At 74.2% G+C, this 23,398-nt stretch carries 12 protein-coding genes and 1 riboswitch; of the genes, 10 read left to right on the top strand and 2 right to left on the bottom strand.

Features of this window, described 5'->3' with window-relative positions:
- The first annotated feature begins 18 nt into the window (after positions 1-18).
- Entirely contained in the window at positions 19-1,413 is a 1,395-nt protein-coding gene (locus tag ACPCUX_RS02065; protein ID WP_423388080.1) for an MFS transporter, read from the top strand.
- A 4-nt stretch (positions 1,414-1,417) separates the two neighbouring features.
- A riboswitch (ZMP/ZTP riboswitch) is annotated at positions 1,418-1,506 on the top strand.
- Positions 1,507-1,566: 60 nt separating this feature from the next.
- Entirely contained in the window at positions 1,567-3,261 is a 1,695-nt protein-coding gene (gene purH / locus ACPCUX_RS02060) for a bifunctional phosphoribosylaminoimidazolecarboxamide formyltransferase/IMP cyclohydrolase (protein ID WP_415298143.1), read from the top strand.
- 78 nt (positions 3,262-3,339) lie between these two features.
- Here purH and ACPCUX_RS02055 read toward each other — a convergent pair whose 3' ends face one another.
- Positions 3,340-4,743 carry an FAD-dependent oxidoreductase gene (locus ACPCUX_RS02055; RefSeq protein WP_423388079.1) on the bottom strand — a complete coding sequence of 468 codons (1,404 nt, stop codon included), beginning with the start codon at positions 4,741-4,743 and terminating at the stop codon, positions 3,340-3,342.
- 54 nt (positions 4,744-4,797) lie between these two features.
- On the opposite strand from ACPCUX_RS02055, the gene ACPCUX_RS02050 reads away from it, so the two are divergent.
- Positions 4,798-5,229: a DUF3017 domain-containing protein gene (locus tag ACPCUX_RS02050; RefSeq protein WP_051876960.1), complete on the top strand. Its 432-nt coding sequence runs from the start codon at positions 4,798-4,800 to the stop codon at positions 5,227-5,229.
- 139 nt (positions 5,230-5,368) lie between these two features.
- Here ACPCUX_RS02050 and ACPCUX_RS02045 read toward each other — a convergent pair whose 3' ends face one another.
- Positions 5,369-6,427: an MIP/aquaporin family protein gene (locus ACPCUX_RS02045; protein ID WP_423388078.1), complete on the bottom strand. Its 1,059-nt coding sequence runs from the start codon at positions 6,425-6,427 to the stop codon at positions 5,369-5,371.
- Positions 6,428-6,800: 373 nt separating this feature from the next.
- Here ACPCUX_RS02045 and ACPCUX_RS02040 point away from each other — a divergent pair, with 373 nt between their 5' ends.
- From ACPCUX_RS02040 to mmsB, 7 genes are all read left to right on the top strand, one after another.
- Entirely contained in the window at positions 6,801-8,018 is a 1,218-nt protein-coding gene (locus ACPCUX_RS02040) for an NADP-dependent isocitrate dehydrogenase (RefSeq protein ID WP_378226769.1), read from the top strand.
- A 147-nt stretch (positions 8,019-8,165) separates the two neighbouring features.
- On the top strand, positions 8,166-9,152 hold the full coding sequence (locus tag ACPCUX_RS02035; protein ID WP_423388077.1) for a malate dehydrogenase: 987 nt from the start codon (positions 8,166-8,168) through the stop codon (positions 9,150-9,152).
- A gap of 173 nt (positions 9,153-9,325) precedes the next feature.
- Complete coding sequence (locus tag ACPCUX_RS02030) at positions 9,326-12,982, top strand: ATP-binding cassette domain-containing protein (protein ID WP_423388076.1); 3,657 nt, start codon at positions 9,326-9,328, stop codon at positions 12,980-12,982.
- A gap of 278 nt (positions 12,983-13,260) precedes the next feature.
- Entirely contained in the window at positions 13,261-19,452 is a 6,192-nt protein-coding gene (pulA, locus tag ACPCUX_RS02025; protein ID WP_423388075.1) for a pullulanase-type alpha-1,6-glucosidase, read from the top strand.
- Between the two features lie 159 nt (positions 19,453-19,611).
- The gene (locus ACPCUX_RS02020; RefSeq protein ID WP_137280146.1) at positions 19,612-20,103 is read left to right on the top strand and encodes a GNAT family N-acetyltransferase; all 492 of its coding nucleotides are present in this window, start codon (positions 19,612-19,614) and stop codon (positions 20,101-20,103) included.
- Between the two features lie 348 nt (positions 20,104-20,451).
- A complete protein-coding gene (gene mmsA / locus ACPCUX_RS02015; protein WP_114552655.1) occupies positions 20,452-22,008 on the top strand; it encodes a multiple monosaccharide ABC transporter ATP-binding protein in 1,557 nt (518 codons plus the stop codon).
- Positions 22,009-22,062: 54 nt separating this feature from the next.
- Positions 22,063-23,352, top strand: a complete 1,290-nt coding sequence (gene mmsB, locus ACPCUX_RS02010; RefSeq protein WP_051027756.1) for a multiple monosaccharide ABC transporter permease — start codon at positions 22,063-22,065, stop codon at positions 23,350-23,352.
- The last annotated feature ends 46 nt before the right edge of the window (positions 23,353-23,398 follow it).

Genomic DNA, 23,398 nt, shown 5'->3' with positions numbered 1-23,398 from the left:
GCACGTAGGTTCTCCTCCATGTCGAACCCGCCCCCCGCGCCCCCGGGACCCCGCACCGCTCCGTCGTCCGCCCCTGGTGCCACGGTCGGCCTCGCGCCGGACGCGCCGCCCTCGCTCCTGCGCAACCGGTCCTACCTGCTGCTCATGACCGGGCTGACCGCGGAGTCGCTCGGCGCCGGGGTGGCGCTCTTCGCGGTGCCGCTCGTGGCGTACGGGCTCACCGGGTCCGTCGTGCAGGCGGGGGTGGTGGCCGCCGTCGGGCAGGTCGGGGCGCTCCTGGCGACGCTGCCCGCGGGCGTCGTCGCCGACCGCGTGGACCGCCGGCGCCTCGTCGTGGCCGCGGCGACCGTCGGGGCGCTGCTCTGGACGACCGTCTCGGTGGCCGCCGGCACCGGCTCGCTCTCCGCGTGGCACCTCGCCGCCGTCCTGTTCGGGGCCTCCGTCGTCGGCGCGCTCGTGGACCCGGCGACGAGCGGCGCGTTCCGCTCGGTGGTCCCGGTGCCGCAGCTCCCGACGGCGCTCGCGGCCGCCCAGGGCCGGGACGCGGTGGCGAGCCTGCTCGCCGGCCCGCTCGGCGGGGCGCTCTACGCCGTCGCGCACGCCGTGCCGCTCGCCGGGGCCGCGATCGGGCACGCGGCGACCGCGGTGTGCACGTGGCTCGTGCGCGAGCCGCTCAACGGCGACGTCGCGGCGGCGCGCGCGACCCGGCCCGTCGCGGCGCTGCGCGACGGGTTGCGCTTCGTGTGGTCCGTGCCGCTGTTCCGCGCGCTGCTCGGCCTTTTCGTCGTCATCAACGTCGCGTTCGGCAGCCTCATGGTCGGCATCAACCTCGAGCTCGTGCGCACGGGCACGGCGCCGCTCCTCATCGGCCTGGTCGACCTCGCGGTCGGCGTGGGCGTGCTCGTCGGCGCGGTGCTCGCGCCCCGGCTCGTCGCCCGGGTCCGCGCGGGGGCGCTCGTGGTCGCGGCGCTCGGCGTGCTCGCCGCGGGGTCCGTCGTCATGGCCGTGCTGGAGTCGTACGCGGCCTACCTGGCGGTGCTGCCGTTCGCCCTCCTGCTCGTCCCGGCCGTGAACGCGGGCCTGTCGGGGTACGCCGCGGCCGTCACCCCGCCGCAGCTCCAGGGCCGGCTCGCGTCCGTGCTCGGGCTCACCGGCCTCGCGGCGGGCCCGCTCGTCCCGCTCGTCGGCAGCGGGCTCCTCGAGCGGTTCGGGCTCGGGACCGCGCTCGCGGTGCTCGCGGGGCTGCTCGTCGTCACGGTCGCGGTCCTCAGCACGGTCCGGTCGCTCTGGCGGGTCGGCACCCCGGACACGTGGGCCGACGACGCGGCCGCCCTCGCGGCGTCGGGGGTCGTGCCGAGCGCGGTGCCGGGTGCGGTCCCGGCAGAGCCGGGGACGCCGCCGTCGGGCCGCTAGACTGGACGACGGCCGCGACTGGCGAGGGTGGGAACGACCACCGGGGAGCGGCCGGATCTACCTGCTGGAGCGTCGACCGCCTGGGCGCCTGGGTTCTGCCACTCGCGTCGGCTCCGTCGGCGCGGCGACCGCGACCCAGAGGAGCCCCTCGTCATGTCCCACCCGGCCCCGCACGTGCCCTCCGCCCCCGACGTCCAGCTCACCGACGACTCGCGGCGCCCCGTGCGCCGCGCGCTCCTGAGCGTCTACGACAAGTCGGGCCTCGTCGAGCTCGCCACGGCGCTGCACGCCGCGGGCGTCGAGCTCGTCTCCACCGGCTCGACGGCGTCGACCGTCGCGGCCGCGGGCGTCCCGGTGACGAAGGTCGAGGACCTCACCGGGTTCCCCGAGTGCCTCGAGGGCCGCGTCAAGACGCTCCACCCGCGCGTGCACGCCGGCATCCTCGCGGACTCGCGCAAGGCCGACCACCTCGCGCAGCTCGACGAGCTCGGCATCGCGCCGTTCGAGCTCGTCGTCGTCAACCTCTACCCGTTCGCCGCGACCGTGGCGTCGGGCGCGGGGCCGGACGAGGTCGTCGAGCAGATCGACATCGGCGGCCCGTCGATGGTCCGCGCGGCGGCGAAGAACCACCCGAGCGTCGCGGTCGTCGTGGACCCGGCCCGGTACGACGACGTCGTCGCGGCCGTGCAGGCGGGCGGCTTCACCTACGCGCAGCGCAAGGCGCTCGCCGCCGCGGCGTTCGTGCACACCGCGACCTACGACGTCGCCGTCGCGTCCTGGATGGGCAACGTCGTCGCACCGACGGACGCCGTCCCGGTCGAGGGCGGCGCCGAGGGCGAGACGGTGAGCACGGGCTTCCCGGCGTGGATCGGCGCCACGTGGGACCGCGCCGACGTGCTGCGGTACGGCGAGAACCCGCACCAGCGCGCCGCGCTCTACACGGTCGGCCACGGCGCGACGGGGCTGGCCCAGGCGACGCAGCTCCACGGCAAGGCGATGAGCTACAACAACTACGTCGACGCCGACGCCGCGTGGCGCGCCGCGCACGACCACGACGAGCCGGCCGTCGCGATCATCAAGCACGCGAACCCGTGCGGCATCGCGGTCGGCACGGACGTCGCCGAGGCGCACGCGCGCGCCCACGCGACCGACCCCGTGTCGGCCTACGGCGGCGTCATCGCCGCGAACCGCGTCGTGACGAAGGCAGCCGCCGAGCAGATCGCGCCCGTCTTCACCGAGGTGGTCGTGGCGCCCGGGTTCGAGCCGGACGCGCTCGAGGTGCTCCGGGCGAAGAAGAACCTGCGTCTCCTCGTCGTCGACGCCCCGCCGACGACGACCGTCGAGACCCGCCCGGTCAGCGGCGGGCTGCTCGTGCAGAGCACGGACCGGGTCGACGCCGTCGTGACCGACGCCGAGGGGAACGTCACCGGCGGCGACGCGCCCGAGCACTGGACGCTCGTCACGGGCGACGCTGCGGACGACGCGACGCTCGCCGACCTCGCGTTCGCGTGGCGCGCGATCCGCGCGGCGAAGTCGAACGCGATCCTCCTCGCGCGCGACGGGGCCGCCGTCGGGGTCGGGATGGGGCAGGTCAACCGCGTCGACTCGTGCCGCCTCGCGGTCGAGCGTGCCAACACGCTCGCGGACGGCGAGGAGCGGGCCCGCGGCGCCGTCGCGGCGTCCGACGCGTTCTTCCCGTTCGCGGACGGCCTGCAGATCCTGCTCGACGCGGGCGTGCGCGCCGTCGTCGCGCCGGGCGGGTCGATCCGCGACGCCGAGGTGATCGAGGCCGCCCGCGCCGCGGGCGTGACGATGTACTTCACGGGGACGCGTCACTTCGCGCACTGACCCGGCTGCTCGACGGCCCGCCGGTCCGCGGACCGGCGGGCCGTCGAGCTCGGGGTCGCGGGGGGTCGGGCGCGGGCGTCAGGCGAGGGCGTCGCGCAGGCGCCCGGCCGGGTCGAGCGCGACGTCGAGGTCGACGCGCAGGCGGCCCGTCCGGTTCATCGCCTTGCGCACGGGGCCGACGTCGCGCGGCGAGTCGACCAGGAGCACGGCCCGGACGTCGGTGACCCGGGCGGCCGGGTCGGCGGCGGGACTGCCGGGTCCGGAGCGCGCCGCGGGCGCGAGGTAGAACGCGGCCCAGCCCTCGTGGCCGGTGGCGCCGCCCGCGGGGTCGCCGCGCAGCACGACCTCGTCGCCCTCGGCGGGCACCCCGAACAGCGCGAGGTCGTGCCCGAGCTGCTGGGAGAACACGTACGGCGCGTGCGCGGCCCGCTCGCCGTCGTCGCCGAGCAGCGCCGCGACGGTCGCGTCCGGGTCGTGGAGCGCCGCCGACCAGTGCCCGCCCGGGACGGGACCGAGCACGGGGTGGTCGCGGTTCGCGCAGTCGCCGACCGCCCAGAGGCCGGGCAGCCCCGGCACGGCGCCGTCCGCGTCCACGGGGACGCCGCCGCGCGCGTCGCGGGGCACGACGCCGTCGAGCCAGTCGGTGGCGGGGCGTGCGCCCACGGCGGCGAGCACGACGTCGGCCGGCAGCTCGCGGCCGTCGGCGAGCCGGACGCCGTCGGGCCGGACCTCCGCGACGGTGGCGCCGGTGACGAGCTCGGCGCGCGCGGCCGCGTACCAGGGCGCGAGGTGCGCCCCGACGTCCGGGCCGAGCTGGCGGTGCAGCGGCGCGCCCGCGGCCTCGACGACGGTGACGTGCGCACCGGCGCCCGCCGCGACCCCGGCGAGCTCCGCGCCGATCCACCCGGCCCCGACGAGGACGAGGCGCAGGCCCGGCCGGAGCGCCGCGCGCAGGGCGTCGGCGTCGGCCGCGGTGTGGAGCACGCGCGCGTGCTCCCAGCCGCGCGGCCGTACGGGCACGGAGCCGACCGCGAGCACGACGGCGTCGGCGACGAGGCGGTCGCCCGACCGCGTCTCGACGGACCAGACCGGAGCGTCGGGGGCCCCGGTCCGCTCGAGGCGCACGGCCGGGTCGGCGAGGCGGACGTCGTCGGCGAGCGCGTCGACGTCCACCCCGAGGTCGTCGGCGAGCCACGCGGGGGAGGGCCGGCTGAGGAGCTCCTTCGACAGGGGCGGGCGGTCGTACGGCGGCACGCCCTCCGCGCCGAGCAGCGTGACGCGCCCGGTGTAGCCGCGGCGGCGGAGCGCGGCGAGGGTCTGGGCGCCCGCGAGCCCGGCGCCGACGACGACCACGGACGACGGCGGCCCGCCGTCGTGCCGGGTGGTCGCCGGGCCGGTCGCGGGGTCGGCCGCAGGGCAGGTCGCGGGGTCGGTCGAGGTGGCGGGGGGAGCGGACGGGACCGGCGGCACGACGGACGGCATGCACGTCACGCTAGGGCACGACGGTAGGCTTCCGGGCGTGGAAGGTGCAGCAGCGTGAGCGACGTCACCGCGGACGGGGGGACGCGGCACCGGCCACGCGCGACGCTCGTGCCGGTGTGGCACCACGTGGACGACGAGACCGGCGACGGGACGGCTCCCGAGGGCGCTCCGGTGCCCGACGACGCGACCCCGCCCCCGGTGCCCGAGCCGCCCGCGAGCCTCGCGCCGTCCCGCCAGCCCGCGATGTGGCTCGTCCTCGCGGGCGTCGCCGTCGCCACGGTCGTGGCCGTCCTCGCCGGTGCGCGGGCGGGCTGCTTCGCGCTCTCCGGGCTGCTCGCCGTCGCGGGCGTGTGCCGCGCGGCGATGCCGGGCCCCGGCCCGGTCGGCATCACGGTCCGGTCGCGCGGGCTCGACGTCTTCTTCTTCCTCGCGCCCGCCGCGGTCATGGCGTTCCTCGCGCTGAGCCTGGACCAGGGCGAGCTCTGACGTCCCCGCGCGGAGCGCGGCCGACGTGCGGCCCGCGCGACGAGCGCCCCGCACGCCGGGAGACCCGCACGACGAGACCCGCACGACGACGGGCCCGGACCGCGTGCGCGGTCCGGGCCCGTCGGGCGTGCGAGCAGGGTCAGGCCCGCGGGGCCGTGCCCTCACCGGGGGCCGGGGCGTCGGGGTCGTCCGTCTCGACGACCTCCTCGACCGCGACCACGTCACCGTTCTCGTCCGTGACGACGACCGCCTCCTCGACGACGGTGCCCGCACCGGCGCCGACGACGGCCGCGCCCGCACCGGCGGCGGAGCCACCGGCGACCTCGGCCTCGGTCAGCGTGACGACGTGGTCCTCACCGAGCAGGTCGTCCTGCTTCGGGGCGAACGCGAACGCCCGGTAGAAGAGGCCCGCGATCGCGGCGCCGAGGAGCGGCGCGACCCAGAAGACCCACTGCTGCTTCCACAGGTCCCCGTCGCCCGCGAAGACGGCCGACGCCATGGAGCGGGCCGGGTTGAGCGACGCGTTCGTGACGGGCACCGCGACGAGGATCAGGGCGGTGAGGGTGAGGCCGATGACGACCGGCGCGTACTGCACGGTCGCGCGCTTGTCGGTCACGCCGAGGATTACGCCGACGAACACCGCGGTCGCGATGGTCTCGATGAGCAGCGCGGCGAGCAGCCCGAACTCGGTGCCGCCCTGCGACGCCGTGGAGAGGGACGAGAAGTCGCCGTAGCCGTTCGCGGTCGAGACGAACAGGCCGCCGCGGTCCTCCTGCCCGACGAGCGCGGGCAGCGAGTTCGGGACGGTGGCGAGCAGGACGAGGCCCGCGAGGAGCGCGCCGACGAGCTGCGCGACCCAGTAGGGCAGCACGTCGCGCCACGCGGTGCGGCCGCCGATGGCGGCGCCGAGCGTCACCGCCGGGTTGAAGTGGCCGCCGGAGACGTTGCCGACGGCGGCGGCGCCGGCCAGCAGCGCGAGGCCGCCCGCGAGAGCGACCGCGAGGGCGTTCTGCTGGCTGACGAAGGTGTACAGCGCCACACCGATGATCGCGAGGACGAGGAAGAACGTGCCGAAGACCTCGGCGCCGAGGCGCGCGAGGAGGCTGGGCTGGACGACAGCGACGGCCTCGGTCTGCGCGGGGCGCGCGTCGTCGACGTAGCCCTCCGGTGCGCCGGGAGCGGTGGTGTCCTGGGACATGATGATCCTGTCTGGTTCGGTGGGAACTTCGGGCAGTCCCGGCCCGGTGTGCCGCGGTGCGGCACCGGCGGGCCGTCGGGACGACGGCACGATGCCTGACCGAGTGCCCGGCCATTCCGGCATCTGGGGGCATCTTGCCACCACCACCCGGGAGATGCGTGGAAATCTGCGGTGCTGCACCTGAGAACGGACGCCAAGTCTCACGATCCGAACGGTCCCCCGGGCGTCGCCAAAGTATCTTGACGTCGAGAAGTCGAGTACCCTGGACCGCGGTCAGCAACGCCCTCGTGTGCGACGGACCGGGCCCACGGGCCGCACGGTCGCCGTCCGACACCCGGGGGCTCCAGTCCCCGACAGTTGGAGCGATCTGCGCATGGGCAAGATCAAGGTCGTCAACCCGGTCGTCGAGCTCGACGGCGACGAGATGACGCGCATCATCTGGCAGTTCATCAAGGACCGCCTCATCCACCCGTACCTCGACGTGGACCTCAAGTACTACGACCTGTCGATCCAGAACCGCGACGCGACCGACGACCAGGTCACGATCGACGCCGCGCACGCGATCAAGCAGTACAACGTCGGCGTCAAGTGCGCGACGATCACGCCCGACGAGGCGCGCGTCGAGGAGTTCGGCCTGAAGAAGATGTGGGTCTCGCCGAACGGCACGATCCGCAACATCCTCGGTGGCGTCGTCTTCCGCGAGCCGATCATCATCTCCAACATCCCGCGCCTCGTGCCGGGCTGGAACAAGCCGATCATCATCGGCCGTCACGCCCACGGCGACCAGTACAAGTCGACGAACTTCAAGGTCCCCGGCCCGGGCAAGATCACGATGACGTTCGAGCCGGCCGACGGCTCCGAGGCGCAGAAGTTCGAGGTCGTGACCATGCCCGAGGAGGGCGGCGTCGCGATGGGCATGTACAACTTCAACGAGTCGATCCGCGACTTCGCGCGCGCCTCGTTCGCGTACGGCCTCCAGCGCGAGTACCCCGTGTACCTCTCGACGAAGAACACGATCCTCAAGGCCTACGACGGCGCCTTCAAGGACATCTTCCAGGAGGTGTTCGACGCCGAGTTCGCCGAGGCGTTCGCCGCCAAGGGCCTCACCTACGAGCACCGCCTCATCGACGACATGGTCGCCTCGGCCATGAAGTGGGAGGGCGGCTACGTCTGGGCCTGCAAGAACTACGACGGCGACGTCCAGTCCGACACCGTCGCGCAGGGCTTCGGCTCGCTCGGCCTCATGACGTCGGTCCTCATGACCCCGGACGGCCAGACCGTCGAGGCCGAGGCCGCGCACGGCACGGTGACGCGCCACTACCGCCAGCACCAGCAGGGCAAGCCGACGTCGACGAACCCGATCGCGTCGATCTTCGCCTGGACGCGTGGCCTCATGCACCGCGGCAAGCTCGACGGCACGCCCGAGGTCACCGAGTTCGCGCAGACGCTCGAGGACGTCGTCGTCAAGACGGTCGAGTCCGGCAAGATGACGAAGGACCTCGCGCTCCTCATCGGCCCGGACCAGGAGTGGCTGACGACGGAGGAGTTCCTCGCCGCACTCGACGAGAACCTCAAGGCGCGCCTGGGCTGATCCGGCCCGCACCGCACGCCCGACGGCGGCGTCCCCTGCGCAGGGGGCGCCGCCGTCGTCGTGCCGGGGCCTGTGGGAGCGAGAGGGGCACCGGCGGGCGCGCCGCCCCGCGCGTCCGGGCGGGTCGCGTTGTGGGAGAGTGAGCGCATGACTTCCCCCGTGAACGTGACGGTGACCGGCGCGGCCGGTCAGATCGGTTACGCGCTGCTGTTCCGCATCGCGTCGGGCCAGATGCTCGGCCCCGACACCCCCGTGCGCCTGCGCCTGCTCGAGATCCCGCAGGGCGTGAAGGCCGCCGAGGGCACGGCCATGGAGCTGGACGACTGCGCGTTCCCGCTGCTCGCCGGCATCGACATCTTCGACGACCCGACGCCCGCGTTCGAGGGCACGAACGTCGCGCTCCTCGTGGGCGCCCGCCCGCGCGGCCCGGGCATGGAGCGCGGCGACCTGCTCGAGGCGAACGGCGGCATCTTCAAGCCGCAGGGCCAGGCGATCAACGCGGGCGCGGCGGACGACGTCCGCGTCCTCGTCGTCGGCAACCCCGCGAACACGAACGCGCTCATCGCGGCGTCGAACGCGCCCGACGTCCCGAAGGACCGGTTCACCGCGATGACGCGCCTGGACCACAACCGCGCGCTCACGCAGGTCGCGAAGCGTGCGGGCGTCCCGGTGTCCGAGGTGCGCAAGATGACCATCTGGGGCAACCACTCGGCCACGCAGTACCCCGACCTCTTCCACGCGGACGTCGCGGGCACGCCGGGCGCGCGGCTCGCCGAGGACCGCGAGTGGCTGGAGGGCACGTTCATCCCGACGGTCGCGAAGCGCGGCGCGGCGATCATCGACGCGCGCGGCGCGTCGTCGGCGGCGTCGGCGGCGAACGCGGCGATCGACCACGTGCACGACTGGGTCCTCGGCACGCCCGAGGGCGACTGGACGAGCGCGGGCGTCGTGTCGGACGGGTCCTACGGCGTCCCGACCGGCCTCATCTCGTCGTTCCCGGTGGTCTCGCGCGGCGGGTCGTGGGAGATCGTCCAGGGCCTGGAGCTGTCGGACTTCTCGCGCGGGCGCGTCGACGCGTCGGTCGCGGAGCTCCAGGAGGAGCGCCAGGCCGTCGAGGAGCTCGGCCTGGTCTGAGCCGTACCTGCGCGGCCCGGGTCCTTCGGGACCCGGGCCGCGCTGCGTCCGGGGCCGGGCAGGGCCGACGCGAGCCGGCCCGGCTCGGCCCCGCGCCGACCGGGCCGGGCAGGGCTGCGGGCAGCGAAAATCCCTGCGTCGGCGGGGGTGGGTCGCCGTAGGGTCGTAGGGCCATGATCGACGCCTCCCTGCCGACCGAGCAGCCCACGAACCCCCCGTCCGACCCGCACGCCGCGCCGTCGGCCGCCGCCCCGCGCTCGCCCGACCCGGCCCGGCGCCTGGACTGGCGCCGCCTGCGGGGGCCGCAGGCCGTCGTCGCGCTGCTCGCGCTCGCCGTGGGCGCGGTCGGCGCCGCGCTGGGCACCGTCATCGCCGGGTGGCTCGCCGAGGACCCGACGACGGCGACGCTCCAGCTCCTCGCCGCGTGCGTCGTCGGCGCGGCGCTGCTCGACACCGTCGGCCAGGTCGTGTGGGCGGGCGTGGTCGACCGCGCCGAGGGCCGCCTGCGCGGCGACCTCCTCACCGCGGCGCTGCACCAGCCGCTCGCCACGCTCACGGAGCAGGCGGTCGGCGAGGTGCTCGACCGCGTCGACGACGACACGCACGCCGTCGGCACGCTCGTGCGCCGTCAGCTCTGGGGCGCGGGCCGCACCGTCGTCGGCGTGCTGCCGATGTGGGTCGTCGCCGGCCTCACCTGGTGGCCCGCGTGGGTCCTCTTCCCGGTGCTGGGGGCGGTCGCGTGGTTCATCGTGCGCCCGATGCTGGGCGAGATCGCGCGCCGCAAGGTCATCGAGGAGATGGCGTGGACGGACCACGCGGCAGCGTTCGAGGAGTCCGTGGCCGCGCGGGACGACCTGCGCACGAGCCTCGGGCAGTCGTTCGCGATCCGGCGCCTCGCCGAGCGCTCTGCCCGGGTGCACCGGAAGTTCGAGGCCGTGCTCGTCGTCGAGGCGCGCATGCTCCGCCGTGCCGGCCTCGTGCTCGCCTCGCTGCTCGCGGGCGTGGCCGTGGCGGGCGCCGCGCTCGCCGCGGACGGCGACCTGGGCGTCGACCGGCTCGTCACCCTGTTCCTCGTGACCGCGCTCTTCGTCGGGCAGGTGGACAACCTGGTCCACCACCTCCCGGACATCCAGGAGGGCCTGGGCGCGCTCACGCGCATCCGGCAGATGCTCGCCGTCGAGCCCGAGCCGACGGGCGGGCGCACGCTGCCCGCCGGGCCGGTCGGGATCGAGGTGCGCGACCTGCACTTCTCCTACGCCGAGGGCACGTTCGCGCTCGACGGGGTGGACCTGCACGTGCCCGCGGGGGAGACGGTCGCGCTCGTCGGGCGCACCGGCTCGGGCAAGTCGACCCTCGCGTCGCTGCTCTCGCGCGCGGTCGAGCCGCCGCGCGGCGCCGTGCTCGTCGGCGGCGTGGACGTGCGCGACCTCGACCTCCAGGCGCTGCGCGCGGCGGTCGGCGTCGTCACGCAGCGCACCGAGATCCTCGCGGGCACGCTCGCGGAGAACGTCGCGCTGTTCGCGGACGTCCCGCGCTCCGACGTCGAGGCCGCCGTGCGCGAGCTGCGGCTCGACGACTGGGTCGCGGGCCTGCCCGACGGCCTGGACACGCTGCTCGGTCCCGGCGGGACGTCGCTCTCGGCGGGGGAGGAGCAGCTCGTCGCGTTCGCGCGCCTGCTGGTGCGCGACGTGCAGGTCGTCGTGCTCGACGAGGCGACGGCGCGCATGGACCCGCTCACGGAGGCGCGCGTCGTCGCCGCGTCGGAGCGGCTGCTCGCGGGGCGCACGGGCGTGCTCGTGGCGCACCGGCTCACGACGATCGAGCGGGCCGGGCTGCTGGCCGTCCTCGACCACGGCCGGGTCGTGCAGCAGGGCGAGCGCGCCGCGCTCGCCCACGCCCCCGGTCCCTACCGCGACCTGCTCGTCGCGAGCGTCGCGCAGGACGGCGGCCCGGGCGGCGACGACGTCGACGACCTCGCCCCCGGCGACCCGGCGCCCGCCGCCGTGCCCGCGGCGTCCGCGGCCGTGCAGGACCACGCGGTCGCGCAGGACGACGCGGGCGCCGAGGGCGAGACGCCCGCGGCCCGCGCCTCCGACGCGGTCGGCGGACGCCGGCGGCGTGGCGAGCCGCCGGTCCTCGACGACCCGGGCGACGGGCCGAGCCTCGCGCGCGGCGTCGCGCACGCGCTGTTCGTCCGCCCGGCGTGGGGCGTCGTGGGCGCGGTCCTGTTCCTCGTCACGAGCCTCGTCTCGGCCCAGGGTGCCGTCACCGGCTTCCTCTGGGGACAGGCGGTCCAGGACCTCGGCTCCGGCTTCCCGGCGCGTCATCTCGTGCCGCTCGCCGTGCTGCTCGTGGTCGCGCCCCTGTGCCTCGCGTGGGCGCTGTACGTCTACCCGCGCTGGTGGGTCGAGGTGCTGCTGCGCGTGCGCATGGCGGTCATGGCGGGCCAGACCCGTCAGCACCGGCTCACGGCCACGCCGCCCGGCGAGGTCGTCGCCCGTGCCATGGACGCCGACCGGTTCGTCCGGTATGCCGACCGCTGGGTCGACTTCGTCAACGGCCTCGTCATCGCGGGCGTCACCGCGCTGCTCAGCCGGTCGTGGCTCGCCGGCGCGGTGCTCCTCGCCGTCATGGTCGTGTCCGCGGCGGCGTCGGCGCTCGGGCGGCCGATCGCCGGGCGGTCGGCGACGCGGTCGTCGGCCGCGCGCGCCCGGTTCGGCCGCGCGCTCGTCTCGGCGCTCGACTCCGCGCGGACGGTGAAGCTCGCCGCCCGCACGCCGCAGGTGCACGCGCACCTGCGCGAGGTGGACGCCGGGCGCGTGCGCGCCGCGGTCTTCGAGCACCGCGTGCAGGCCGCGCTCGACGGCGTCCCGCTCGTGATGATCCAGCTCGGCGTCGTCGCGGCGTGGGCCGGGCTGCTCACCGGGACGTGGGACCTCGCGACGGCGCTCCTCGTCGCCAACGCCGTGACCGGCTTCGGCTGGTTCGGGGTCGTCGCGGGCGCCGTCGTGACCGAGGCGCCCGGCACGCGCTCGTGGCAGCGCGCGACGAGCCGGTTCGCCGCCGGGACGGACCTCATGGACCTGCCGCCCGGCGTCGACCTCCTCACCGGCGCCGCCCCCACGCCCGACCCGGGCCCCCGGCGGCCGCTCGAGCGGATCGACCTGGACGGCGTGACGGCGCTGCACGACGACGGCACGATCGGCGTCCAGGACGTCGACCTGTCCGTCGCCCGCGGCGAGCTCGTCCTGCTGCTCGGGCAGGTCGGCGCGGGCAAGTCGAGCCTGCTCTCGGCGCTCGCGGGCCTCATGGAGCACACGGGCCGCATCCGCTGGAACGGCACGGACGTCGTCGACGCCCAGACGTTCCTGCGGCCGGGCCAGGTCGCGCACGTCGCGCAGGTGCCGCGCGTGCTGTCCGGGACGTTCGCGGACAACGTGCGGCTCGGCCACGAGCGCGACGTCCACGGGCCCGTCGCGGCCGCGCGGCTCGAGCGGGACGTCGTCGAGGCGGGCGGGCACGAGGCCCTCGTCGGGCACCGCGGCGTCCGGCTCTCGGGCGGCCAGGTCCAGCGGCTCGCCCTGGCGCGGGCGCTCGCGACCGACGCCGAGCTGCTGCTGGCCGACGACGTCTCCAGCGCGCTCGACGCGGCGACGGAGATCGAGCTGTGGGAGTCGCTGCGCGAGCGGGGGACCACGGTCGTCGGCGCGACGTCCAAGCGCGCCGCGCTCGCCCGGGCCGACCGCGTGGTCGTGCTCGACGAGGGCCGGGTCGCCGCCGTCGGGCCGTGGTCCGAGCTCGCCCCGCGCTGGGGCCATCTCGCGGGCTGACCACCGCGACCTCCCGGACCCGGGGCCGCCCCCGTCAGGACTTCCTGAGCGGGGCGACCCCGGGTTCGTCGTGTCCGGGCAGCGGCGCGGCACGACGCGCGCCCGCCCTTTGCCGAACCTTGCTGCAACTTTCTGCAACCAGTACAGTTCGGCTCAGCCGTACGCTGAGAAAGCCGCGGTCGACGTCGCCCGCTGCTGGTCCCGTCGTCCGCGTCCTTGCCGGCACCTGCCTGCTCACGCCTGCGGTCCCGCACCAGCCACCGGACGAGGGAGTCCTCATGACCTCCACGCCGCGACGTCGCCGCGTCCCGCGCACACCGTCGCCCCACCCATCCGACACCACGCCCCGCCGCACGCGCGGGGCCCGCACGACGGCGTCGGTCACCGCCGTCGCGCTCGCCACCTCCGGCCTGGCGGGCGTCACGCTCGCCGCGTTCGCCGCCCCCGCCGCGGGGGCCGACGAGCGCACGCTCGCCCTCGTGGGCGACCTCCAGTCCGAGCTCGGCTGCGCCGCCGACTGGGACCCCGCGTGCGCGGCGACCGAGCTCGCGCCCACCGACGCCGCCGGCGTCTGGTCCGCCGACTTCGAGGTGCCCGCGGGCACCTACGAGTACAAGGTCGCCTACGACGACGCGTGGGACGAGGCGTACGGGCGCGAGGGCAGCCAGGACAACGCGCCCCTCGTGCTCGGCGGCGACGCGACCGTGCGCGTCACGTTCGACGAGTCGACCCACCGCATCGCGCTCACGCCGCTCGGGCTCGCGGGCGGCTACGACGAGGCGCAGGACGCCGACCTCGTGGTGCCCCCCGTGCGCCAGCCCGGGTCGGACGAGCGCTTCTACTTCGTCATGACCGACCGGTTCGTGAATGGCGACCCGTCGAACGACACGGCGGGGCTCGGCGACGACCCGCTCGTCTCCGGGTTCGACCCGACGAACAAGGGCTTCTACCAGGGCGGCGACATCGCGGGCCTGCGGCAGAACCTCGACTACGTCGAGGGCCTCGGCACGACGGCGATCTGGCTCACGCCGTCGTTCAAGAACCAGCCGGTCCAGGGGACGGGCGCCGACGCGTCGGCGGGCTACCACGGCTACTGGATCACCGACTTCACGCAGATCGACCCGCACCTCGGCACCAACGCCGAGCTCGAGGCGCTCATCGACGAGGCGCACGACCGCGGGATCAAGGTCTACTTCGACATCATCACGAACCACACGGCCGACGTGATCGACTACGAGGAGAAGCAGTACTCGTACGTCGACCAGGCCACGTCGCCGTACCGCGACGCCGAGGGAACCGTGTTCGACCCGGCGGACCACGCGCGCACCGGCGACTTCCCGGCGCTGGACGCCGCGACGTCGTTCCCGTACACGCCGGTCGTCCCGGCGGGCAAGGAGGACCTCAAGGTCCCGGCCTGGCTCAACGACCCGACGCTCTACCACAACCGCGGCAACTCGACGTGGACCGGGGAGTCCGTGACGTACGGGGACTTCGACGGCCTCGACGACCTCATGACCGAGCACCCGACGGTCGTCGACGGGTTCGTCGACGTCTACCAGGACTGGATCGACCTCGGCATCGACGGCTTCCGCATCGACACCGTCAAGCACGTGAACTTCGAGTTCTGGGAGACGTGGACCACCGAGGTCCTCGACTACGCGCACGCGCAGGGCAAGGACGACTTCTTCATGTTCGGCGAGGTGTACGACGCCGACGCGGCGAAGCTCTCGCCCTACGTGCGCAAGACGGACATGAGCTCGACGCTGGACTTCACGTTCCAGTCCGCCGCGACGAGCTTCGCGAGCGGCAACAGCGCCAAGGGCCTCGCGTCGCTCTTCGCGAGCGACGACATGTACACGACGCCCACGACGAACGCGCAGGCGCTGCCGACGTTCCTCGGCAACCACGACATGGGCCGCGTCGGGTACATGCTCGCGAGCACCGACGACCCGCTCGCGCGCGACGAGCTCGCGCACGACCTCATGTACCTGACCCGCGGGCAGCCGGTCGTGTACTACGGCGACGAGCAGGGCTTCGCGGGGAAGGGCGGCGACAAGGACGCGCGCCAGACCCTGTTCGCGACCCAGGTCGACGAGTACGCCGACCAGCCGCTCGTCACGGGCGAGCAGGCGGGCAGCGTCGACCGCTTCGGCACGGACGCGCCGCTGTACGCGCACATCGCCGAGCTCGCCGCGCTGCGCGAGGCGCACCCGGCGCTGGCCGACGGCGCCCAGGTGGAGCGGTACGTCGAGAACGGCGCGGGCGTGTACGCGTTCAGCCGCGTCGACCGCGAGGAGAAGGTCGAGCACCTCGTCGCGCTGAACAACGCGGCGCAGGAGCGGACGGCGACGTTCACGACCCTCACGCCCGGCGCCTCGTACGAGGTGCTCTACGGCGAGCAGGCCGCCCCCGTCACCGCCGACGCGGACGGCGTCGTCACGCTGAGCGTCCCGGCGACGGGCACCGTCGTGCTCCGGGCCGACCGCGAGGTCGGCGCGGACTCGTCGGGCGACATCGCCCTCACCGTGCCGCAGGCCGGGGGCGCGGTCACGGGCGTCGCGCCCGTGGCGGCCACGGTCGACGCGGACGCGTGGGCCGAGACGTCGTTCGCGTGGCGCGAGGTCGGGAGCGCCGAGTGGCACCCGCTCGGCACCGCGGAGGACACGGCGCCGCGCGTCTTCCACGACGTCGCGGGCCTCGCCGACGGCACGCTCGTCGAGTACCGCGCCGTGACGACCGACGCCGACGGCGACCGCGCCGCCGCGTCCACCTTCGCGAGCGTCGGGGTCGACGTGAGCGGGGTCGTGGGCGAGGAGCCCGAGCCCGAGATCGACCTCGTGACCGTGCCCGGCAGCCACAACGCGGCCATGGGCTGCGCGGGCGACTGGGCCCCGGGCTGCGAGGCCGCGAAGCTCACGAAGCGCGCGGACGGCGTCTACGCGGGCACGTTCGACGTCCCCGCCGGGACGTACGAGTACAAGGTCGCGATCAACGGGTCGTGGACCGTGAACTACGGCGTCGGCGGTGTGCAGGACGGCACCAACGCGACGTACACGACGGCCGGCGGCCCGGTGACGTTCTACTGGGACCCGGTGAGCAAGGACTTCTCGAGCACCGCGCAGGGGCCGATCGTCACGCTCGCGGGCTCGTTCCAGGACCAGGTCGGCTGCCCCGGCTCGTGGGCGCCGGACTGCCTGGCGTCCTGGCTCAAGGACCCGGACGGCGACGGCGTCTACACCTGGTCGACCGACCGCCTCGCGGCCGGCGCGTACGAGGGCAAGGTCGCGCACGGCCTGAGCTGGGCCGAGAACTACGGCGTCGGCGGCGCGCGCGACGGGGCGAACTACCAGTTCTCCGTCGGCGACGGCGAGCTGGTCACGTTCTCCTACGACCTCGCGTCCCACGTCCTGACGATCGACGTCGCGAACCCGCCGCTCCCCGGCACCGGCCAGCAGGCCGCGCACTGGGTGCGCGAGGGCGTCGTCGCCTGGCCGGGCGACCTCGGCACGGGCGACGAGTGGACCCTGTGGTCCGCCCCGGAGGGCGGGCTCTCGGTCACCCCGGGCGGCGCCGACGGCGAGGTGCAGGCCCCGGAGGGCACGGCGTCGTACACGCTCCAGGTCGACCCGTCGGGCCTGCCCGACGACGTCGCGGCCGAGTTCCCGGCGCTGGCCGGGCACACCGCGCTGCGCGTGCTCGACGACGGCGAGCCGCTCGACCGCGCGGAGGTCGAGGCAGCGCTCACGGGCCAGCTCCTCGTCACCCGGGCCGACGGCGGCGCGCTCACGGCCGCGACCGGTGTCCAGGTGCCGGGCGTCGTCGACGACCTGTTCGCCGAGGACGCGGCCGAGCGCGAGCTCGGCGTCTCGTGGCACGCCAACGGCAAGTGGGCGTCGTTCGCGCTGTGGGCGCCGACGGCGAAGGCCGTCTCGGTGCTCGCGTGGCCCGCGGGGGCGTCGCTCGACGACGACCCGCGCCGGTTCGAGGCCGCCCGCCAGGCCGACGGCACGTGGACCCTCGACGGCAAGGCGGCCGACAAGAAGCTCGGCGGCGCGGCCGTCGGCTGGAAGGGCGCGCGCTACCTCTACGAGGTGCAGGTCTACGTCCCGAGCACGGGGAAGGTCGAGACGAACGTCGTCACCGACCCGTACTCGGTGGGTCTCACGCTCGACTCCACGCACTCGGTGGCCGTCGACCTCGACGACCCCGCGTTCCGCCCGAGCGCCTGGGAGGGCACGCCCGCCCCGGTCGTCGAGCGGTCGGTCGACCAGACGATCTACGAGCTCCACGTCCGGGACTTCTCGATCTCCGACGAGACGGTCCCGGCGGAGCGGCGCGGCACGTACCTCGCGTTCGCGGAGAAGGACTCGGCCGGCATGACGCACCTGCGCGAGCTCGCGGACGCGGGCGTCACCACGGTGCACCTGCTCCCGACGTTCGACATCGCGTCGATCCCCGAGGACCGCGCGGCCCAGGCCACGACCGGTGACCTCACCGGGTTCGCGCCCGACTCGCCCGAGCAGCAGGCCGCGGTCGCGGCGGTGCAGGCGCAGGACGGCTTCAACTGGGGCTACGACCCGTGGCACTTCAGCACGCCGGAGGGGTCGTACGCGGTCGACGCGGACGGCGGCGCGCGCGTGGCCGAGTTCCGCACCATGGTCGGCTCGCTCCACGGTGCCGGGCTGCAGGTCGTGCTCGACCAGGTGTTCAACCACACCGCCGCGAGCGGGCAGGACGCGAAGTCCGTCCTCGACAAGGTCGTGCCGGGCTACTACCACCGGCAGAACCCGACCACCGGCTCCGTCGAGACGAGCACGTGCTGCCAGAACGTCGCGACCGAGCACGCGATGGCGGGCAAGCTCATGGTCGACTCGGTCGTCACGTGGGCGAAGGACTACCGCGTCGACGGGTTCCGGTTCGACCTCATGGGCCACCACTCGAAGCAGAACATGCTCGACGTCCGGGCCGCGCTCGACGAGCTCACGCTCGCCGAGGACGGCGTCGACGGGAAGTCCGTCTACCTGTACGGCGAGGGCTGGGACTTCGGCGAGGTCGCGGGCAACGCGCTGTTCGAGCAGGCCACGCAGGGCCAGCTCGGCGGCACGGGCATCGGGACCTTCTCCGACCGGCTGCGCGACGCCGTGCACGGCGGCTCGCCCGTCGACGGCGCCACGACGTTCACGCAGGGCTTCGGCACGGGCCTCGCGACCGACCCGAACGGGCAGCCCGCCCGGGCGGGGGAGCCGGGGACCGTGAACGACGGGTCCGCGGACGAGCTCGCCGACCTCGGTCACCAGACCGACCTCGTGCGCCTCGGCCTCGCGGGCAACCTGCGCGACTACACGCTCGTCACGTCGACGGGCGAGGAGAAGCGCGGCGACGAGATCGACTACCGCGGGGCGCCGGCCGGCTACGCCGACTCGCCCGAGGAGGTCGTGACCTACGTCGACGCGCACGACAACGAGACGCTGTTCGACCTGCTCGCGCTCAAGCTCCCGGCCGACACGCCGATGGACGAGCGCGTGCGCATGAACACGGTCTCGCTCGCGACCGCGGCGCTCTCCCAGACGCCGTCGTTCTGGCACGCGGGCACGGACCTGCTGCGGTCGAAGTCGCTCGACCGCAACAGCTACGACTCGGGCGACTGGTTCAACGCGATCGACTGGACCGGTCAGGACAACGGGTTCGGCAAGGGCCTGCCGATGGCGGCCGACAACGAGGACAAGTGGCCGCTCATGGCCCCGCTCCTCGCGAACCCGGCGCTCAAGCCGTCGCCCGACGACATCGCCACCGCGTCGGCGCAGGCGCAGGACCTCCTGCGGCTGCGGCACTCGACCGAGCTGTTCCGGCTCGGCGACCCGGAGCTGATCCGGGAGAAGGTCACCTTCCCGGGTGCCGGGACGGACCAGGTCCCGGGCGTCGTGGCGATGGCGGTGGACGACACCGTCGGCACCGACGTCGACCCCGCGCTCGACGGGCTCCTCGCCGTCTTCAACGCCTCCCCGGACGAGGTCACCGTCCCGCTGTCCGCGCTCGCGGGCCGCGAGTACGTGCTCTCGCCCGTGCAGCAGGAGGGGAGCGACGACGTCGTGCGCGGCACCACGTGGGACGCGGCCACCGGCACGGTGACCGTCCCCGGGCGGTCCGTCGCCGTCCTGGTGCAGCCGCAGGCCGGGGCGGAGCTGCCCGTGTCCGTCGACGTGCAGACGCGCTGCCTCGCGGGCAAGGCGTACGTCGCGGTCCGGGCGACGAACGACGGCGCCGTGCCGGTGGACGTCCGGCTCGCCACGCCGTTCGGCGAGAAGCAGGTCGCGGACGTCGCGCCCGGCAAGAACGCCTACCAGTCGTTCGCGACGCGCCAGAAGGCGGTCGCGGCCGGCGAGGCCACGGTGACCGCCACCGCGGTGGTCGACGGCGAGGAGGTCACCTCGACCTTCACCGTCGAGCACGAGGGAGCCACCTGCTCCTGAGCCGACCGCCGAGGTAGGACGACCCGCCGAGGTAGAGCCCTGGTCATCGCCAGGGCTCTACCTCGGCCTACCCGGTTCTCGCTCGGCTCACCAGGGCTCTACCTCGGCGCACCCCGGTCGGCGTCGTTCTCTCCGGGGCTGGTGCTAGCGTCGCGAGCCGTGACCACCTCGCCCTCGTCCGCCGTCCGCCCGACGGCGGGTCTCGTCTTCCGTCCGGCCGTCGCCGCCGACCTGCCCCGGGTGGTCGAGCTCATCGCCGACGACGCGATCGCGCGCGCCCGCACCGGCGAGGTCGGCCCGGAGCACGAGGCGGCGTTCGCCGCGATCGACGCGGACCCGAACAACGCCCTGGTGGTCGTGGAGCGCGACGGCGAGGTCGTGGGCACCATGCAGCTCACCGTGGTCCCCGGGATCTCCCGCGGCGGCGCGTCGCGGCTGCTGGTCGAGGCCGTCCGGGTCGACCGGCGGCTGCGGGGCCAGGGCGTCGGTCGCGCGATGATGGCGTGGGCGCACGCGTGGGGCGTCGCGCGAGGCTGCGCGCTCGCCCAGCTCACGTCCGACAAGCGACGCACGGACGCCCACCGGTTCTACCGGTCGCTCGGTTACGAGCAGTCGCACGAGGGCTTCAAGCGCCCGCTCCCACCTCGCTAGGCCCGCTCCCACCTCGCGAGGCCCGGACGGCCGGCACCGCCGCGGCCGCCTCGGTGCACCACGCCTGTCGGCAGCGCTGTGCGCTCTCGCCTGAAAGCGCTCTCAAGCATTCACGTCCTGATCGCTTGGGCCAGACCGCACGTGTTCGCGCTCACATCCGGGGCATATGTCTGCGCTGTCATAGGACCAAGGTCGCTATTCGATCACAGTTCGCCCCGGCCTTGCGTTCAGGAGTTGACGCCAAGATCGCGACGGGCATAGCGTCGGGCCCGCTCGGACGGCGCTGAGGGTGTCCGGGTCCGCGGGGCACAGGTGCCCCGCGCGCTGTCCTCGGCAGGAGGAGGTCCGATGACGGACGAGCGCGTGATCCTCGAGATGCGGGGCATCACCAAGGAGTTCCCGGGCGTGCGCGCCCTCGACGACGTCAACCTGCGCGTCCGCGCGGGGGAGATCCACGCGATCTGCGGGGAGAACGGCGCCGGCAAGTCGACGCTCATGAAGGTGCTCTCGGGCGTGTACCCGCACGGCACGTACACGGGCGACATCTACTACGAGGCCGCCGAGGTCCGGTTCAAGGACATCCGCTCGAGCGAGCAGGCAGGCATCGTCATCATCCACCAGGAGCTCGCGCTCATCCCGGAGCTCTCGATCACCGAGAACATCTTCCTCGGCAACGAGGTCAAGGGGTCGTTCGGGATCGACTGGGGCGTGGCGCGGCGCCGGGCGGAGGAGCTCATGGCGCGCGTCGGGCTCCAGGAGTCGCCGGACGCGCAGATCAAGAACATCGGCGTCGGCAAGCAGCAGCTCGTGGAGATCGCCCGCGCGCTGGCGAAGGACGTGCGGCTGCTCATCCTCGACGAGCCGACGTCCGCGCTCAACGAGGAGGACTCGGAGCACCTGCTGGACCTGCTGCGCGGCCTGCGCGCCAAGGGCATGACGAGCATCATCATCTCGCACAAGCTCAACGAGATCGAGGCGATCGCCGACTCGATCACGATCATCCGCGACGGCCGCTCGATCGAGACGCTCGACGTGAAGGACGACGCCGTCGACGAGGACCGCATCATCCGCGGCATGGTCGGCCGTTCGCTCGAGTCGCGCTTCCCCGACCACACCCCGTCGATCGGCGAGACCTTCTTCGAGGTCGAGGGGTGGACCGTCGAGCACCCCGAGGTGCCCGGCCGCCTCGTGTGCAAGGGCTCGACCTTCCACGTGCGGAGGGGAGAGATCGTCGGTTTCGCCGGGATCATGGGCGCGGGGCGCACCGAGCTCGCGCGCTCGATCTTCGGGCGCACCTACGGCCGCTACCTGTCCGGCGTCGTCCGCATCGACGGGCGCGAGGTCTCCATGCCCACGGTGCTCTCGGCGATCGAGAACCGGATCGCGTACGTCCCCGAGGACCGCAAGTCGCTCGGCCTCAACCTGCTCGACACGATCCTGGGCACGATCCAGTCGGCGAACCTGCCGCGCATCGCGAAGGCCGGCGTCATCGACCGCGACGCGGCGTTCGTCGCGGCGGAGGGCTACCGCAAGGCGTTCTCCATCAAGGCGCCGAGCGTGCACGAGGGTGTCGCGAAGCTCTCCGGCGGCAACCAGCAGAAGGTGCTGCTCGCCAAGTGGATGTACACCGAGCCGGAGCTCCTCATCCTCGACGAGCCGACGCGCGGGATCGACGTCGGCGCCAAGTACGAGATCTACGGGCTCGTCCAGAAGCTCGCGGACGCGGGCCGCGGCGTGGTCGTCATCTCGTCGGAGCTGCCCGAGCTGCTCGGGCTGTGCGACCGCATCTACACCGTCTTCGAGGGGCGCATCACCGGTGAGGTCTCCCGGGCCGACGCGACCCAGGAGGGGCTCATGCGGCTCATGACCGGGACGCAGAGCGACGCGCCCGCCGACGCGGCCTGACCCGGCCGCCCCACCCCCAGCCACCCCGTCTCGACCGAGAAGGAACCACCGACGATGTCGTCCATCAAGCAGCTGCTGAGCGGCGGAGCGCGCCAGTTCGGCATGCTCTTCGCGCTCCTCGCCCTGATCATCTTCTTCCAGATCGCGACCGGGGGGCGCGTCCTCACCCCGAGCAACGCGCAGAACCTGCTCAACGGCAACTCCTACATCCTCATCCTCGCGATCGGCATGGTGCTCGTGATCATCGCGGGCCACATCGACCTGTCCGTCGGGTCGGTCGCGGCGGTGACCGGCATCATCGTCGCCCTCGCGATCCGGGACTGGGGGATCCCGTGGTGGCTCGGCATCCTCCTGGGGCTGTGCGTCGGCGCGGTCATCGGCGCGTGGCAGGGCTTCTGGGTCGCGTACGTCGGCATCCCGGGCTTCATCACGACCCTCGCCGGGATGATGATCTTCCGCGGCCTCAACCAGTACATCGGCAAGTCCAACACCGTCCCCGTCCCGACCGAGATCCAGTGGATCGGCGGCGGCTACCTGCCCGAGTGGGGACCGGGCACCGGTCTCAACAACTCGACGCTCCTGCTCGGCGTCCTCGCGATCGCGGCGGTCGTGTGGTCGGAGCTCCGCCGCCGGGCCAGCGCCCGCAAGCTCGGCGCCGACCCGGTCCCGACGTCGGTCGCCGTGACGCGCGTCGTCCTCTTCAGCGCCGTCATCGCCTACCTCACGTACCTCTACGGCTCGGGCCGCGTCGGGACCTCGATCCCCGTGCCCGCGGTCATCCTCATCCTGCTCGTCATCGTCTACCAGTTCGTCGCGCAGCGGACCGTCGGCGGCCGCCACGTGTACGCGGTCGGCGGCAACCGGGCCGCCGCGGCGCTGTCCGGCGTCGACATCAAGCGCACGAACTTCTTCGTCATGATGAACATGTCGGTCCTCGCGGCGCTCGCGGGCATGATCTTCATCGGCCGCTCGACCGCGTCCGGCCCCTTCGACGGCAACATGTGGGAGCTCGACGCGATCGCGGCCGTCTTCATCGGCGGCGCCGCCGTCTCGGGCGGCGTCGGCACGGTCGTCGGCTCCGTCATCGGCGGGCTCGTCATGGCCGTGCTCAACAACGGCCTGCAGCTCATGGGCATCGGCTCGGACCGCACCCAGATCATCAAGGGCCTCGTGCTCCTCATCGCGGTCGCGTTCGACGTCTACAACAAGGTGCAGGGCCGCCCGTCGATCATCGGGCTGATCTTCCCCTCGCGACGCGACAAGGGCACCGGTGCCGTCACCGGCGCCGACGACCCGCAGCCCGAGGTCCCGGTCGAGGCCGGCGCCACGGCCGCCAAGGGCTGAGCCCTCCCGAACCTTCCCGCACGACCCCCGGACCGCATCCGACGAC

The organism is Cellulosimicrobium sp. AB352, from assembly GCF_049538415.1.
Classification (GTDB): Bacteria; Actinomycetota; Actinomycetes; order Actinomycetales; family Cellulomonadaceae; genus Cellulosimicrobium; species Cellulosimicrobium funkei.
The sequence above is the reverse complement of the archived record's forward strand: the minus strand, read 5'-3'. Positions and strand labels throughout refer to the sequence as shown.

What these genes read in the sequence shown, in the direction of transcription:
- ACPCUX_RS02065 (WP_423388080.1), top strand. Translation starts at nt 19, where the DNA reads ATGTCGAACCCGCCCCCCGCGCCCCCGGGACCCCGCACCGCTCCGTCG.
- purH (WP_415298143.1), top strand. Translation starts at nt 1,567, where the DNA reads ATGTCCCACCCGGCCCCGCACGTGCCCTCCGCCCCCGACGTCCAGCTC.
- ACPCUX_RS02055 (WP_423388079.1), bottom strand. Translation starts at nt 4,743, where the DNA reads ATGCCGTCCGTCGTGCCGCCGGTCCCGTCCGCTCCCCCCGCCACCTCG.
- ACPCUX_RS02045 (WP_423388078.1), bottom strand. Translation starts at nt 6,427, where the DNA reads ATGTCCCAGGACACCACCGCTCCCGGCGCACCGGAGGGCTACGTCGAC.
- ACPCUX_RS02040 (WP_378226769.1), top strand. Translation starts at nt 6,801, where the DNA reads ATGGGCAAGATCAAGGTCGTCAACCCGGTCGTCGAGCTCGACGGCGAC.
- ACPCUX_RS02035 (WP_423388077.1), top strand. Translation starts at nt 8,166, where the DNA reads ATGACTTCCCCCGTGAACGTGACGGTGACCGGCGCGGCCGGTCAGATC.
- ACPCUX_RS02030 (WP_423388076.1), top strand. Translation starts at nt 9,326, where the DNA reads ATGATCGACGCCTCCCTGCCGACCGAGCAGCCCACGAACCCCCCGTCC.
- pulA (WP_423388075.1), top strand. Translation starts at nt 13,261, where the DNA reads ATGACCTCCACGCCGCGACGTCGCCGCGTCCCGCGCACACCGTCGCCC.
- mmsA (WP_114552655.1), top strand. Translation starts at nt 20,452, where the DNA reads ATGACGGACGAGCGCGTGATCCTCGAGATGCGGGGCATCACCAAGGAG.
- mmsB (WP_051027756.1), top strand. Translation starts at nt 22,063, where the DNA reads ATGTCGTCCATCAAGCAGCTGCTGAGCGGCGGAGCGCGCCAGTTCGGC.